Source organism: Stenotrophomonas cyclobalanopsidis (assembly GCF_008710035.1).
Lineage (GTDB): Bacteria > Pseudomonadota > Gammaproteobacteria > Xanthomonadales > Xanthomonadaceae > Stenotrophomonas > Stenotrophomonas cyclobalanopsidis.
Map to the genome: position 1 here is coordinate 1 of NZ_VYKI01000008.1, position 14,868 is coordinate 14,868.

Here is a 14,868-nt window from a genome sequence, read left to right on the forward strand (position 1 = left end):
GAGCAGTTGATGGCGCCCGCGCAGGTCCGGATCGTCGTCGATGTGGTCCTGGATCGCCTTTCGCACTTGTTTGATCTGTTCCTCCAGCGTCCGGATCACGTCATGGATCCCTTGCTGGACGGAGATATCGGCAACTTCCAGACGGTTCTGCTCCATCTGCAGCATCTCCTGGAGGTCATCGCGACGCCGGACCAGCGCACGTAGCTTCACTTCCGAGGGAGTAGGCGGGACGTACGGATGCAGTTTGTCCGCACGCTGGGCCTCGAAGAACCGGGCAATCAGCTTGGCATCGCTGCGGTCGGTCTTGGTCCGGACTCCCTCGGCCTGCCCAAATGCTTTCACCCGCGCGGGGTTGGCGACATAAACCGTCACCCCGGCCTCCACCAGGGCGCGCGCCAAGGCCTCGTGGTAGATACCCGTGGCCTCCATGCCTACCGCTGCGTCAGGCGCATGCTTGGCTCGCCACGCCAGAAATTGCGCATAACCCTTGGGCGTATTGGGAAATTTGGCTTTGGTCTGATACTTGCCATTAGGCAGTGGGAAGGCAACATCAAAGGTCGCCTTGGCCATGTCGTTACCAATTACTTGCATGATCTCGCTCCAGCTTGAACTTACGATCGTGATCGGAAGCCGCCAGACTTGCCCTTGTGAGTGCAGGCTCTCACCCGAAGGTGGGCCTAAGATACCGTTCAAGTTCCAAGGCGGTGTCAGGCCGCCGACGCGCTGAATCTACTTTGCAAGCTCGAAGGCTTAAGAGCCGAAGGCTTAAGAGCCGAGGCAGCGTCATCGGAGCCTCCCGGGGTCACCAGGGGAATTGTGCCTGATCAGGGCACCGTTCCAAGACACAAGAGCCGAGCCCGTGCTCGGCTCATCGCGGACCGGACGAAAAGCAGCCGAGCGTGGGCTCGGCTCTACATGGGTGGCGCCGCGTACCTGCCGTCAGGGCGGACCAACGGTCCGCACCCACCGGAATGGCGCGGTCATTTCACCCCGTGCAGGTCCCGCAGCTGGCTCGGCCGGCTGCCGAAGTACGCGGCCAGGTCGGCAATCTCCTGGTCGTTCAGGTCCTTTGCCTGCGGGGTCATCAACGCGTGCTGGCGGTCGCCGGCACGGTAGGCCTGCAGGGCATGGGCCAGGTAATCGCCATACTGCCCACCCAGCTTGGGGTAGGTCGGGTCGATCGGCGCATTGCCGTCGGCACCGTGGCAATCAATGCAGCTCTGGTTCGTCGCTTTTCCCTTCACCTTGGCCCGGGCTTCACCGGCGGCCTCGCGGCCCGGCGGCAGGCCGGCCGAGGAGGACGAACCGTGTTCGCCACTGGCATGGCCGGGGTCGCCGGCCGATTTCTCACTGCTTTCCACCTGCGACTGCGAGCAGGCCGCCAGCAGCAGGGCAACGGACAGGGCGATGGCGTGACGCATCGTGTGCGCGGCTTTCGACATGGGCGGGCCTTACTTGACGGTGGACAGGTAAACAGCGAGATCGGCGATCTCCTGTTCGCTGAAACTCATCGACTGCGCCTGCATCGTTGGATGCCGGCGCTTGCCCTGCCGGTATTCGGTCAGGGCCTGGGTCAGGTACTGCTGGGTCTGGCCACCGATCTTCGGTACCCGGTAGCTGGGGTACGCGTTCTTGTAACCGGTGATGCCGTGGCAGCCCTGGCAGGTATAGGCGAGCACCCGGCCATTATCGAAGTTGCCGGCCGGGGCGGCGGCAGCGGGCGGGGTGGCCTGGGCAGGAGCCGGGGCGGGTGCTGCAGGAGCAGGAGCGGGCTGTGCGGCGGCCCCGAGGGGCAGGAGGACGGCCAGAGCGAGACAAGCGGCGAGCGGCTGCGGGCGCATGATGTCGTTATCCGGGGATTCGGGTCTGGTCGTTCCGGCGTGGGGTACGGAACGACCCGAGTATAGCCCCAGGTTTCATCTAGCTGAAATGGGGGCGGGCCGACCAGCGGCGTGAAGGCACCATGACCTTTGGGATATGGTGTTGCCGTGAAGTGGTGCATTACTTTGCTACCACACCTGCCCACGCATCCTCCAGGGATCTGACGATGTCGCACCCAACCTTCCTGCCCGGCCGCCGCACTGGACTCTGTGCCGCTGCCCTGCTGATCTCCACCTCCCTGCTGCTGGGCGGCTGCGCTGCCGGCCCCAGCGCCGATGCCAAGGCGGCTGAAACCAAGGACGAGAAGAAGGTCGACACCGTGCCGGTGGAAGTGGCCGTGGCCAGCCACCGCGCGGTTGCTGCCAGCTACACCGGCACCGCCGCACTCGAACCGCGTGCCGAATCGCAGGTGGTGGCCAAGACCTCCGGCGTTGCCTTGGCCGTACTGGTCGAGGAGGGCCAGCGGGTGACCGCCGGCCAGCCGCTGGTGCGCCTGGACCCGGACCGCGCGCGCCTGGCCGTTGCGCAGAGCGAGGCGCAGATGCGCAAGCTGGAAAACAACTACCAGCGTGCACAGAAGCTGGTCGGCCAGCAGATGGTCAGTGCCTCCGACGTCGACCAGCTGCGCTACGACCTGGAAAACATGCGCGCGCAGTACCGCCTGGCCACGCTGGAACTGTCCTACACCACGGTGGTGGCGCCGATCTCCGGGGTGATCGCCTCGCGCTCGATCAAGACCGGCAACTTCGTGCAGATCAACACGCCGATCTTCCGCATCGTCGACAACTCCCAGCTGGAAGCCACCCTCAACGTGCCCGAGCGCGAACTGGCGACGCTGCGCGCCGGCCAGCCGGTCGTGCTCTCGGCCGATGCGCTGCCGGGCAAGACCTTCACCGGCACCGTCGACCGCATCGCGCCGGTGGTGGACTCCGGCAGCGGCACGTTCCGCGTGGTCAGCGCCTTCAACGGCACCGAGCATGCGCTGCAACCCGGCATGTTCGGACGCATCCGCATCGACTACGACCAGCGCGCTGATGCCCTGGTAGTGCCGCGCCTGGCCATCCTCGACGACGGTGAGCCGGCGGTGTTCCGCGTGCGCGAAGGCAAGGTGGCGCGCGTACCGGTGAAGCTGGGCTATGCCGAGGGCCCGTGGGTGGAGATCCGCGAAGGCCTGGCCGCCGGCGACAAGATTGTCACCGCCGGCAAGGTCGCCCTGCGCGACGGCACCGCCGTGCAGGTCATCGCCGATCCCAAGGCCGCCAAGGCCAAGCCGGCCACCGTGGCCGGCGGTAAATCCGCAGACAAGGCCGGGAGCCAGCAATGAGCGCCCCGGGACACGACCACGGTGCCTCGCCCGGCGGCGATGGCGCCGCTGCCGGCCTGCGCGGCGGCCTGGTGGAATTCGCCACCCGCCGCCGCGTCACCATCGCCATGTGCACGGTCACGCTGCTGCTGTTCGGCCTGATCGCGCTGGGCAACCTCAAGGTCAACCTGCTGCCCGACCTGAGCTATCCCACCTTGACCGTGCGCACCGAATACACCGGTGCGGCACCCACCGAAATCGAAAGCCTGATCACCCAGCCGGTGGAAGAAGCCGTGGGCGTGGTCAAGAACCTGCGCAAGCTGAAGTCGGTTTCGCGTACCGGGCAGAGCGATGTGGTGCTCGAGTTCGCCTGGGGCACCAACATGGACCAGGCCAGCCTGGAGGTGCGCGACAAGATGGAAGCGCTGAACCTGCCACTGGAGGCCAAGGCCCCGGTGCTGCTGCGCTTCAATCCGTCCACCGAGCCGATCATGCGCCTGGTGCTGTCCACCAAGGCGGCGCCGACCAGCGATGAGGACGCCATCCACGAACTGACCGGCCTGCGCCGCTATGCCGACGAAGACCTGAAGAAGAAGCTGGAGCCGGTGACCGGCGTAGCTGCAGTGAAGGTCGGCGGTGGCCTGGAAGACGAGATCCAGGTGGACATCGACCAGCAGAAGCTGGCCCAGCTCAACCTGCCCATCGACACCGTCATCAAGCGGTTGAAGGAAGAGAACATCAACATTTCCGGCGGGCGCCTGGAGGAAGGCTCGCAGCGCTTCCTGGTGCGTACCGTCAACCAGTTCGCCGATCTGGAAGAGATCCGCAACCTGCTGGTCACCACCCAGTCGTCCAACGGCAGCGCGGCCGATTCGGCCCTGCAGCAGATGTTCAACATCGCCGCGTCCACCGGCTCGGCTGCGGCAGTCGCTGCGGCGTCGGCGGCGCAGAGTGCCTCCTCCGGTGGTGGTTCCAGCGTGGTCGCCAACGGCGTGCCGGTGCGCCTGAAGGACGTGGCCACCGTGCGCCAGGGCTACAAGGAACGCGAAGCCATCATCCGCCTGGGCGGCAAGGAATCGGTCGAGCTGGCGATCTACAAGGAAGGCGACGCCAATACCGTGGCCACCGCCGAGGCGCTGCGCAAGCGCCTGGAGCAGATCAAGGCCACCTTCCCCGGCGATGCCGAACTAACCACCATCGAGGACCAGTCGCGCTTCATCGAACACGCCATCAGTGACGTCAAGAAGGACGCGGTGATCGGAGGCCTGCTGGCCATCCTGATCATCTTCCTGTTCCTGCGCGATGGCTGGTCCACCTTCGTCATCAGCCTGTCGCTGCCGGTCTCGATCATCGCCACGTTCTTCTTCATGGGTCAGCTCGGCCTGAGCTTGAACGTGATGTCGCTGGGCGGCCTGGCGCTGGCCACCGGCCTGGTGGTGGATGACTCGATCGTGGTGCTGGAAAGCATCGCCAAGGCGCGCGAACGCGGCCTGGGCATCCTGCAGGCAGCCATCGTCGGCACCCGCGAAGTGAGCATGGCAGTGGTCGCCTCCACCCTGACCACCATCGCGGTGTTCCTGCCGCTGGTGTTCGTCGATGGCATCGCCGGCCAGCTGTTCCGCGACCAGGCGCTGACCGTGGCCATCGCCATCGCGATCTCGCTGCTGGTGTCGATGACCCTGATCCCGATGCTGAGCTCGCTGAAGGGCCGGCCGCCGCTGGCCTTCCCGGAAGAAGCCGCCGCCGAGGCGTGGCGTCCGCAAAGCCGCTGGCAGAAGCCGGTCGCGCTGGGCCGTCGTGGCTTTGTGGCCGGCGTGCGCTGGAGCTTCTTCGCCTTGGCTTGGCTGGTGGTGCGCGTGTGGCGCGGCGCGGTCGCCGTGGTCGGACCGGTCATGCGCAAGGCCAGCGACATCGCGATGAAGCCCTACGCCGGTGCCGAGCGCGGCTACCTGCGCCTGCTGCCCAATGCGCTGGCGCACCCGGGCAAGGTGCTGTCGATGGCCGCGCTGGCCTTCGTCGCCACCATGGCGCTGGTCCCGATGCTCGGTGCCGACCTGATTCCGCAGCTGGCCCAGGACCGTTTCGAAATGACGGTGAAGCTGCCGGCCGGCACCCCGCTGAAGCAGACCGACGCACTGGTGCGCGAGCTGCAGCTGGCCCACGGCAATGGCGAAGGCGTGGCCTCGCTGTACGGCGTCAGCGGCAGCGGCACGCGGCTGGATGCCAGCCCGACCGAAAGCGGCGAGAACATCGGCAAGTTGACCGTGGTGATGGAAGGCGGCGGCAACGCACGCACCGAAGCGGAGATCACCGAGCGCCTGCGTGACACCATGGGCCAGCACCCCGGTGCCCAGGTCGACTTCGCGCGGCCAGCACTGTTCAGCTTCTCCACGCCGCTGGAAATCGAGCTGCGCGGGCAGGACATGGCCACCCTCGAGCAGGCCGGCCAGCGCCTGGCGGCCCTGCTGCGCAGCAACGCGCACTACGCCGACGTGAAGTCGACGGTGGAAGAGGGCTTCCCGGAAATCCAGATCCGCTTCGATCAGGAGCGTGCCGGTGCGCTGGGCCTGACCACCCGCCAGATCGCCGACGTGGTGGTGAAGAAGGTGCGTGGCGACGTGGCCACCCGCTACAGCTTCCGTGACCGCAAGATCGACGTGCTGGTGCGTGCGCAGGAAGGCGACCGTGCCAGCGTGGACAGCATCCGCCGGCTGATCGTGAACCCGGGCAGCAGTCGCCCGGTTACCCTGGACGCCGTGGCCGACGTGGTCGCCACCACAGGCCCCAGCGAGATCCATCGCGCTGACCAGACCCGCGTGGCCGTGGTGTCGGCCAACCTGCGCGACATCGACCTGGGCGCGGCCATGCGCGAAGTGCAGCAGATGGTGGCCGAGCAGCCGCTCGGCGCCGGCGTCGGCCTGCACATCGGCGGCCAGGGCGAGGAGCTGGCGCAGGCTGCGAAGTCGCTCATCTTCGCCTTCGGCCTGGCCATCTTCCTGGTCTACCTGGTGATGGCGTCGCAGTTCGAATCACTGCTGCACCCGTTCGTCATCCTGTTCACCATCCCGCTGGCCCTGGTCGGCGCGGTCCTGGCGCTGCTGATGACCGGCAAGCCCATTTCGGTGGTGGTGTTCATCGGCCTGATCCTGCTGGTCGGGCTGGTCACCAAGAACGCGATCATCCTGATCGACAAGGTCAACCAGCTGCGCGAGGCCGGTGTGGCCAAGCACGAGGCGCTGGTGGAAGGTGCGCGTTCGCGCCTGCGGCCGATCATCATGACCACCCTGTGCACCCTGTTCGGCTTCCTGCCGCTGGCGGTGGCGATGGGCGAGGGCGCCGAGGTGCGCGCACCGATGGCGATCACCGTCATCGGCGGCCTGCTGGTGTCGACCCTGCTGACCCTGCTGGTCATCCCGGTGGTGTACGACCTGATGGACCGCCGCGGCGATGCCTACTACCGCGAGCGCGGCCGCAAGCATGCCGGTGAAGGCCTGCACGCGGCCGAGAGCGGCCACCGCGGCGGCGCGGAGGAACCGGCATGAGCGTCGCCGAGTTCTCCATCCGCCGCCCGGTCACCACCATCATGTGTTTCGTATCGCTGGTGGTGGTGGGCCTGATCGCCTCGTTCCGGCTGCCGCTGGAAGCGCTGCCGGACATCTCCGCGCCGTTCCTGTTCGTGCAGATCCCCTATACCGGCTCCACCCCGGAAGAGGTCGAGCGGACCATCATCCGGCCGGTGGAGGAATCGCTTGCGACGATGACCGGCATCAAGCGCATGCGCTCGCAGGCCACGTCCGAAGCCGCCTCGATCTTCATCGAGTTCAGCGACTGGGACCGGGATATCGCCATCGCGGCTTCCGATGCACGCGAGCGCATCGATGCCATCCGCAGCGACCTGCCCGACGACCTGCAGCGCTACAACGTGTTCAAGTGGTCCAGCAGCGACCAGCCGGTGCTGAAGGTACGTCTGGCCAGCGCCACCGACCTGACCGCCGCCTATGACATGCTCGACCGCGAGTTCAAGCGGCGCATCGAGCGCATCCCAGGCGTGGCGCGCGTGGACATCACCGGCGCGCCGCCGAACGAGGTCGAGATCGCCATCGATGCCGACCGGCTCAGCGCGCATGGCCTGAGCATCAACGAACTCAGCGACCGCCTGCGCACACTGAACTTTTCGATCTCGGCCGGACAGATCAACGACAACGGCCAGCGCGTGCGCGTGCAGCCGGTGGGCGAGATCACCGACCTGCAGGAAATGCGTGACCTGGTGATCAACGCCAAGGGCCTGCGCCTGGGCGACATCGCCGAGGTGCGGCTGAAGCCGGCGCGGATGAACTACGGGCGTCGCCTCGACGGCAACCCGGCCATCGGCCTGGACATCTTCAAGGAACGCAGCGCCAACCTGGTGGATGTCTCGCGCGCTGCACTGGCCGAGGTCGAGGCGATCCGCGCGCAGGACTCGATGCGCGACGTGCAGATCAAGGTCATCGACAACCAGGGCAAGGCGGTCACCTCCTCGCTGCTGGAACTGGCCGAAGCCGGAGCGGTTGGCCTGATCCTGTCGGTCACCGTGCTGTTCTTCTTCCTGCGCCACTGGCCGTCCACCCTGATGGTGACCCTGGCCATCCCGATCTGCTTCACCATCACCCTGGGCTTCATGTACTTCGCCGGGGTGACGCTGAACATCCTGACCATGATGGGCCTGCTGCTGGCCGTCGGCATGCTGGTGGACAACGCCGTGGTGGTGGTGGAAAGCATCTACCAGGAACGCGAGCGCATGCCGGGGCAGCCGCGCTTGGCCTCCATCATCGGCACCCGCAACGTGGCCATCGCACTCAGCGCCGGCACGCTGTGCCACTGCATCGTGTTCGTGCCCAACCTGTTCGGCGAGACCAACAACATCAGCATCTTCATGGCGCAGATCGCGATCACCATCTCGGTCTCGCTGCTGGCCTCGTGGCTGGTGGCGGTCAGCCTGATCCCGATGCTGTCCGCGCGCATGGCCACGCCCAAGCTGCTGCACTCGCAGACCGGCGTCATCGCCCGCCTGCAGCGTCGCTATGCGCGCCTGCTGGACTGGTCGCTCCGCCATCGCGGCTGGAGCCTGCTTGGCATCCTCCTGGTGGTGCTGGTCAGCCTGGTGCCGATGAAGCTGACCAAGGTCGACATGTTCGGCGGCGGCGGTGGCAAGGACATCTTCATTGGCTACATGTGGAAGGGCGCCTACACCTACCGGCAGATGTCCGAGGAAGTGGGCCGCGTCGAAGCCTGGGTGGAACAGAACCGCGAGCGCCTGCATGTGCAGCAGGTCTATTCCTGGTACAGCGAGCAGGAAGGCAGTTCGACCACGGTGACCATCGACGAGAAGTACGCCAAGGACATCAAGGCGCTGCAGGAGGAGATCCGCAAGGGCCTGCCGAAGTCGGCGCGTACCGACTACTTCGTCGGCAACCAGGGCGGCGATGGGGGCAACGGCAACCAGGGCGTACAGGTGCAGCTGGTGGGTGATTCCAGCAGCATGCTGCAGGAGATCGGCCAGGAAGTGCTGCCGCTGCTGGCCCAGCGCCCCGAGCTGCGCGACGTGCGCATCGACAATGGCGAGAAGGGCGGCGAGCTGAAGGTGCACGTCGACCGCGAGCGCGCCGCTGCGTTCGGCTTCAACGCCGAGCAGGTGGCGAGCTTCGTCGGCCTGGCCCTGCGGGGTGCGCCGCTGCGCGAGTTCCGTCGTGGCGACAACGAAGTGCCGGTGTGGGTGCGCTTTGCCGGTGCCGAGCAGAGCAGCCCGGAAGACTTGGCCAGCTACAGCGTGCGTACCGGCGATGGCCGCAGCGTGCCGCTGCTCAGCCTGGTCAGCGTGGACGTGGGCTCCTCGGCCACCCAGATCGGCCGCACCAACCGCCAGACCACCCTGACCATCAAGGCCAACCTGGCCGAGAAGGTCACCGCGCCCGATGGCCGCAAGGCCATGGAAGCGGTGCTCACGCCGATGAGCTTCCCGGCCGGCTATGGCTTCACCTTCGATGGCGGTGACTACGGCAACGACAACGAAGCGATGCAGCAGATGGTGTTCAACCTGCTCATCGCGCTGGTGATGATCTACGTGGTGATGGCGGCGGTGTTCGAGTCGCTGCTGTTCCCGGCGGCGATCATGAGCGGCGTGCTGTTCTCGATCTTCGGCGTGTTCTGGCTGTTCTGGATCACCGGTACCTCGTTCGGGATCATGTCCTTCATTGGCATCCTGGTGCTGATGGGCGTGGTGGTGAACAACGGCATCGTGATGATCGAGCACATCAACAACCTGCGGCGCGGCGGAATGGGCCGTACCCAGGCGCTGGTGGAAGGCTCACGCGAGCGCCTGAGGCCGATCATGATGACGATGGGCACGGCGATCCTGGCCATGGTGCCGATCTCGCTCACCAATACGCAGATGTTCGGCGATGGCCCGGAATACGCCCCGATGGCGCGCGCGATTGCCGGCGGCCTGGCGTTCTCGACCGTGGTCAGCCTGCTGTTCCTGCCGACCATCTACGCGGTGCTGGATGACCTGCGCAGTGCGGTCACGCGCCTGATCCGTCGCGCGCGCGGGCTGGACATCGCGGAACCGGGCGCTGCCCGGGTGTAACGCGCGACGACGTGTTTCTGGTGGGGGGAGGGGACACTGTAGAGCCGAAGGCAGCGGCAGGAGCCGCTGCCAACGTCGCTTGCGACGGCCCGAAGGGGGCCGGCCAGGACGGCCGGCATAGCCATGCTCGGCTGCCGCTCGCCTACCGCTGCCGTCGACGGGTGGAACCGGGCGCTGCCCGGGTGTAACGCGCGACAACGTGTTTGTGGTGGGGGGAGACCGGTCGTAGTGGGGCGGTCTCCCCCTTTTTTTTTCGCCGGTGGGCAGGGCGGTGCCAACCAAGGTTGGCAGCTACCTTTCGCCGCGTCGCGGCGCCGCCCGGGCATGGGCTCGGGCGCTACCGATGCGGGCGGACCTGCGACCGGTAGCGCCGGGCCACGCCCGGCGGGGTGCTGCAATCAACCCGCGACCTGGCCCCACACCTTGCCGGCAGTCAGCCACAGGCCCAGCATGCTGCCCAGGTTGGTCAGCATGAAGGTCAGCACCACCCGCGTGACGCGGTTGCGGTACCAGCCCTTCAGGCTCTGCGCATCGTCGCGCAGCTTGAGGAAGTCCTCGTAGGCCGGCTTGCGCAGGCGCGCTTCCACCAGCGCCGAGAACGCACCGGTGGGAATGCTCAGGCGGAACGGCTTGAACGGCGCCACCGCGATCGCGGTCAGGATGCTCAGCGGGTGGCTGCCGGCCAGCAGGCAGCCGATGCCGGCCAGGCCGCCGGTGTACATCGCCCACGTCGCCAGCAGTTCGGTGCCCACGCCCAGGCCGCCACGGTAGAAGCCCACGGCAACGCCGGTGATCACGATGGCCAGGATGATCAGGGTCAACCACGGGATGTTGCGCTTCTTCGGCACGGCTTCCAGTTCCGCGCGCAGCGGTGCCGGTTCGGCGGTGTCGGTTTCCAGGTAGCGCGCCAGCCCGGCCAGGTGGCCGGCGCCGACCACGGCCAGCACCTCGCGCAGCTGCGGGTTGTGTTCCTCGCGCAGGCGCGTGGCCATGTAGCGGTCGCGCTCGCCGATGATGGTCTCGTACAGCGCCGGGCTTTCGGTGGCGAATTCACCGAAGCTCGATTCCAGCATGTCGCCCTGCTTGAGCTTCTCGATCTCGTTCTCGCCCACTTCTTCCGAGGAGAACAGGCCCGCGCCGAGGCCGGCCACCAGCTTCAGCTTGCCGAAGAAGCCCAGGCGCTGCGAGGCGCGGCGGAAGGTCAGGCCGACTTCGCGGTCGATCAGGTGCACCGGCAGGCCGCGCTCACGCGCAAGGTCCACCGCGCGCTTCAGCTCGGCACCGGGCTCGATGCCCAGTTGTTCGGCCAGGCGGCGCTGGTAGGCCGACAGGGCCAGGTTGGCGGCGAACAGCGCCACGCGGCCCTTGCGGATCACTTCCACCAGGTCCAGCTTTGCCAGCGTGTCCGGGTCGCTCAGCGCCTGCAGGCGCTGCGGGTCCAGCTCGACGGCCACCGCATCGAAGCGGCCGCTGTCGATGGCTTTTTCCACCGCCTCGACGCTGGCGTGGGAAACGTGGGCGGTGCCCAGCAGGGTGTAACGCACGCCGTCGCGTTCAACGACGCGCACCGGCTGGCCGGCGAACAGATCGTCGCCGGTTTCGGGAAGGGTTTCAGTCATGGATTCATTCATTGGAAGGTGCGGTGTCGGCGCCATCGCCGAGCGCGCGCTGCATCTGCACGGTGTCCAGCCAGCGGCCATGCTTGCGGCCCAGGCCCTTGAACACGCCCACCAGGTGGAAGCCGAAGCGTTCGTGCAGCTTGATCGAAGCGGTATTGGTCGGTTCGCCGATCACCGCCACCATCTGCCGGTAGCCGCGCGCCACGCAGGCATCGATCAGCACCTGCAGCAGGCCGGTGCCCACGCCCTTGCCCTGGTAGGCAGCGTCGACGTAGACCGAGTTCTCCACGGTCCACTGGTAGGCCACGCGGGTGCGGTAGGTGTTGGCGTAGGCATACCCCGCCACCTGGCCGTCGATCTCGGCGACCAGGTAGGGGAAGCCACGGTCGATGATGTCGCGCATGCGGCGCAGCATCTCGTCCTGGTCGGGGATGTCGTACTCGTAGGTGTTGACGAAGTCGGTCACTTCCACCGCGTAGATCGCGGTGATCGCGGCGATGTCGGCCGGGCCGGCATCACGGATGAGGACGGCCATGGCAGCGCTCCGGCTCAGTCGATGTAGCGCTTGAGCAGGTCACCGTACGCATCGATGCGACGGTCGCGCAGGAACGGCCAGATGCGGCGCACGTGTTCGCTGCGCTGCAGGTCCACGTCGCACACCAGCACCGTGGCGTCGGTGCCGGCTTCGGCCAGGAACTCGCCCTGCGGGCCCAGCACGTGGCTGTTGCCCCAGAACTGGATGCCCGACGCGCCCAGCGGCGAAGCTTCATGGCCGACGCGGTTGCAGCTCAGCACCGGAAGGCCGTTGGCCACGGCATGGCCGCGGTGGCTCAGCACCCACGCGTCGCGCTGGCGGGTCTTCTCGTCCTGCACGTCGTCCGGGTCCCAGCCGATGGCGGTGGGGTAGAGCAGCAGTTCGGCACCGGCCAGCGCCATCAGGCGCGCCGCTTCCGGGTACCACTGGTCCCAGCACACCAGCACGCCAAGGCGACCCACCGAGGTGTCGATCGGGGTGAAGCCGATGTCGCCCGGGGTGAAGTAGAACTTCTCGTAGAAGCCCGGATCGTCCGGGATGTGCATCTTGCGGTACTTGCCCAGCAGGGTGCCGTCCTTCTCGAAGACCACGGCGGTGTTGTGGTACAGGCCAGCGGCGCGGCGTTCGAACAGCGAACCGACCAGCACCACGCCATGCTTCTTCGCCAGTGCGCCCAGGCGCTCGGTGCTCGGGCCGGGAATCGGCTCGGCCAGGTCGAATTCATCGACCGATTCGTGCTGGCAGAAGTACGGGCCGTTGTGCAGTTCCTGCAGCAGCACCAGTTTCGCGCCCTGCGCAGCCGCCTCGGCCACGCGTGCTTCGATCACCGCCAAGTTGGCGGCGGCATCACCGTGGTTGCGCTCCTGGATCAGGGCGACGGTAAGGGGGCTGCGCGAGTTCATGCGGGGCGTTCCTGCGGGGGAAAACGAGCATGTTAGCGCGGATGGACGGCGACGGCGTGTCGCGCGCTGAATGGCGTTCGCACACGGTAGCGCCGGGCCATGCCCGGCGGATTCTCAGGACGCCGCTGCGCTCGCCGGGCATGGCCCGGCGCTACGAAAGGCCAGTCGAGCATGGCTCGACTCTACCGGGCTGGCTTACGCCTTCAACAGCCCTTCCGGCAGCTGCATGGTGATGCAGTGCAGGCTGCCGTTCTGCCAGATCAGCGAGCGGCAGGGTACCTGCACGATCTCGCGGCCCGGGTGGGCCTGGGCCAGCACGTCGCGGGCCAGGTCGTCGGCCGGGTCGCCATAGGCGGGCATCAGCACCGCGCCATTGACGATCAGGTAATTGGCGTACGACGCGGCCAGGCGGCGGCCTTCGTCGATCACCGGCTGTGCCCACGGCAGCGGGAACAGGCGGTACGGCTGCCCATCCCTGGTGCGCAGCGCGGCCAGCTCGTTGCCCATCGCCTGCAGTTCGGCGTAGTGCGAGTCGCTCTGGTCGTCGCAGGCCTGGTAGACGATGCTGTCAGGCGAAGCGAAGCGGGCCAGGGTATCGATGTGGGCGTCGGTGTCGTCGCCTTCCAGGTAACCATGGTCCAGCCACAGCACGCGGTCCTGCTGCAGCCAGTCGGCCAGGTCGGCGCTCAGGCTGGCGCGGTCGCGGTCAGGGTGGCGCTCGTGCAGGCACTTCCAGGTGGTCAGCAGGGTGCCTTCACCGTCGGTCTCGATGCCGCCGCCTTCCAGCGCGAACGGGATGCTGCGCACCGGTGCGTCGTTGAACACGCCGGCCTGGTCGAGCGCGCCCACCAGCTGGTCGTCCAGGGTGGCGTCGAACTTGCCGCCCCAGCCGGTGAAGCGGAAGTCCAGCAGCTGGAAGCTGCCGTCGGCGCGGCGCAGGGTGATCGGGCCGGAGTCGCGCAGCCAGGTATCATCATAGGCCGCCGTCGTGAAGCGGACCCGGTCCATGTCGATGCGGTTGGAGCGCAGCCGCATTTCGGCGTAGGTCTCCACATCGTCGTCGGCCACGCAGATCAGCACCGGCTGGAAGCGGGTGATGGCCGCGACCAGCGCGATGTAGGTTTCCTCCACCTGGCCCAGGCGATCGGCCCAGTCGGTGTCGGCGGTGGGCCAGGCAATCAGGACGCCGCTCTGGGCTTCCCATTCGGCAGGAAAACGAAGGGTCTGGTTCATGGTCTCGCTACACAGGCCCGCCAGCGGCGGGTAGGGGGTTCAGCGGATCGGCGGCTTCGGGCCGATCTCGTTCGGATCCGCCTTGTTGGTTACCACGTCGATCACCTTCTGCTTCTCGAAGTAGACGGTGAACTGCGGGTAGACCCAGCGGTTGATGGTCGGCCACTGGCGCTTCTGCCCGCCGCGCGGCTGCAGCTGCTCGCTCGGCGCACCGAACTGCGACTGCACCTGCTGCATGCTCTGGCCGCGGACGGGCAGGGCACCGGCCGGCTTCTCAGCGGCGCGGTCGACCAGCAGGGTATCGGCCAGCGCCGGCGTGGCGGCGGCCAGGGTGGCCAGGACGGCCAGTGTGCTCAGGTAACGCTTCATCTCGATCTACTCCCCAGTGGTCAAGAAAGGCGATTACAGCAAAAAACGGCAGGAAAAAAAGCTGCATGCAACAAAAAACCGCCCGAAGGCGGTCTTTTGCATCGGGGCGGTCCCGCGTGGGACCAGCCGCGGCCCGAAGGCCGTGAGGCTCAGCGCTGACGCGCCTTGAAACGCGGGTTCGACTTGCAGATGACGAAGATCTTGCCACGACGACGGACGACCTTGCAGTCGCGGTGACGGGCCTTCGCCGACTTCAGGGAGGACAGGATTTTCATGGCATACCTCGGCGTAAACAGTAGTTGTTCGGGTGGAGCGTGGCCGCGATATGCGCAAGACAATCGGCAGTTGGCGCTCGTTCAAGCCCGCCATTCTACCGGGCTTTTTGTCGTCGTTTCAAGTGGTTG

Annotated in this window: 12 protein-coding genes; 3 read left to right on the plus strand and 9 right to left on the minus strand. The window is 66.9% G+C overall.

Annotation, left to right across the window (positions count from 1 at the left end):
* From FJU31_RS08210 to FJU31_RS08220, 3 genes are all read right to left on the minus strand, one after another.
* The coding region (locus FJU31_RS08210) for an IS110 family transposase (protein WP_150454318.1) at window positions 1-591 on the minus strand (591 nt) is incomplete at its 3' end.
* Between the two features lie 389 nt (window positions 592-980).
* Window positions 981-1,442: a c-type cytochrome gene (locus FJU31_RS08215; protein ID WP_150454319.1), complete on the minus strand. Its 462-nt coding sequence runs from the start codon at window positions 1,440-1,442 to the stop codon at window positions 981-983.
* A 9-nt stretch (window positions 1,443-1,451) separates the two neighbouring features.
* Window positions 1,452-1,841, minus strand: coding sequence for a c-type cytochrome (locus FJU31_RS08220; RefSeq protein WP_108746511.1), 390 nt, complete (start codon window positions 1,839-1,841; stop codon window positions 1,452-1,454).
* Window positions 1,842-2,047: 206 nt separating this feature from the next.
* On the opposite strand from FJU31_RS08220, the gene FJU31_RS08225 reads away from it, so the two are divergent.
* Genes FJU31_RS08225 through FJU31_RS08235 form a run of 3 tightly spaced genes read left to right on the plus strand, consistent with a single transcriptional unit; the run spans window position 2,048 to window position 9,806 of the window.
* Window positions 2,048-3,205 (plus strand): efflux RND transporter periplasmic adaptor subunit, encoded by a 1,158-nt coding sequence (locus FJU31_RS08225; protein ID WP_150454320.1) that lies wholly within the window; start codon window positions 2,048-2,050, stop codon window positions 3,203-3,205.
* The gene (locus FJU31_RS08230; RefSeq protein ID WP_188115469.1) at window positions 3,202-6,726 is read left to right on the plus strand and encodes an efflux RND transporter permease subunit; all 3,525 of its coding nucleotides are present in this window, start codon (window positions 3,202-3,204) and stop codon (window positions 6,724-6,726) included. Before FJU31_RS08225 ends, FJU31_RS08230 begins: the two co-directional genes overlap by 4 nt.
* Window positions 6,723-9,806 (plus strand): efflux RND transporter permease subunit, encoded by a 3,084-nt coding sequence (locus FJU31_RS08235; RefSeq protein WP_150454321.1) that lies wholly within the window; start codon window positions 6,723-6,725, stop codon window positions 9,804-9,806. Before FJU31_RS08230 ends, FJU31_RS08235 begins: the two co-directional genes overlap by 4 nt.
* Before the next feature lie 398 nt (window positions 9,807-10,204).
* Here FJU31_RS08235 and FJU31_RS08240 read toward each other — a convergent pair whose 3' ends face one another.
* The 6 genes from FJU31_RS08240 to ykgO all read right to left on the minus strand — a co-directional run bounded on the left by FJU31_RS08240 (window position 10,205) and on the right by ykgO (window position 14,739).
* Window positions 10,205-11,425, minus strand: coding sequence for a TraB/GumN family protein (locus FJU31_RS08240; RefSeq protein WP_150454322.1), 1,221 nt, complete (start codon window positions 11,423-11,425; stop codon window positions 10,205-10,207).
* Between the two features lie 4 nt (window positions 11,426-11,429).
* On the minus strand, window positions 11,430-11,960 hold the full coding sequence (locus tag FJU31_RS08245) for a GNAT family N-acetyltransferase (protein WP_150454323.1): 531 nt from the start codon (window positions 11,958-11,960) through the stop codon (window positions 11,430-11,432).
* A 14-nt stretch (window positions 11,961-11,974) separates the two neighbouring features.
* Window positions 11,975-12,862, minus strand: a complete 888-nt coding sequence (locus FJU31_RS08250; protein WP_079221610.1) for a carbon-nitrogen hydrolase — start codon at window positions 12,860-12,862, stop codon at window positions 11,975-11,977.
* Between the two features lie 195 nt (window positions 12,863-13,057).
* Window positions 13,058-14,095: an agmatine deiminase family protein gene (locus tag FJU31_RS08255; RefSeq protein WP_150454324.1), complete on the minus strand. Its 1,038-nt coding sequence runs from the start codon at window positions 14,093-14,095 to the stop codon at window positions 13,058-13,060.
* 39 nt (window positions 14,096-14,134) lie between these two features.
* Complete coding sequence (locus FJU31_RS08260) at window positions 14,135-14,464, minus strand: hypothetical protein (protein WP_150454325.1); 330 nt, start codon at window positions 14,462-14,464, stop codon at window positions 14,135-14,137.
* A gap of 149 nt (window positions 14,465-14,613) precedes the next feature.
* Window positions 14,614-14,739 (minus strand): type B 50S ribosomal protein L36, encoded by a 126-nt coding sequence (gene ykgO / locus FJU31_RS08265; RefSeq protein ID WP_054656844.1) that lies wholly within the window; start codon window positions 14,737-14,739, stop codon window positions 14,614-14,616.
* Between the last annotated feature and the right edge of the window lie 129 nt (window positions 14,740-14,868).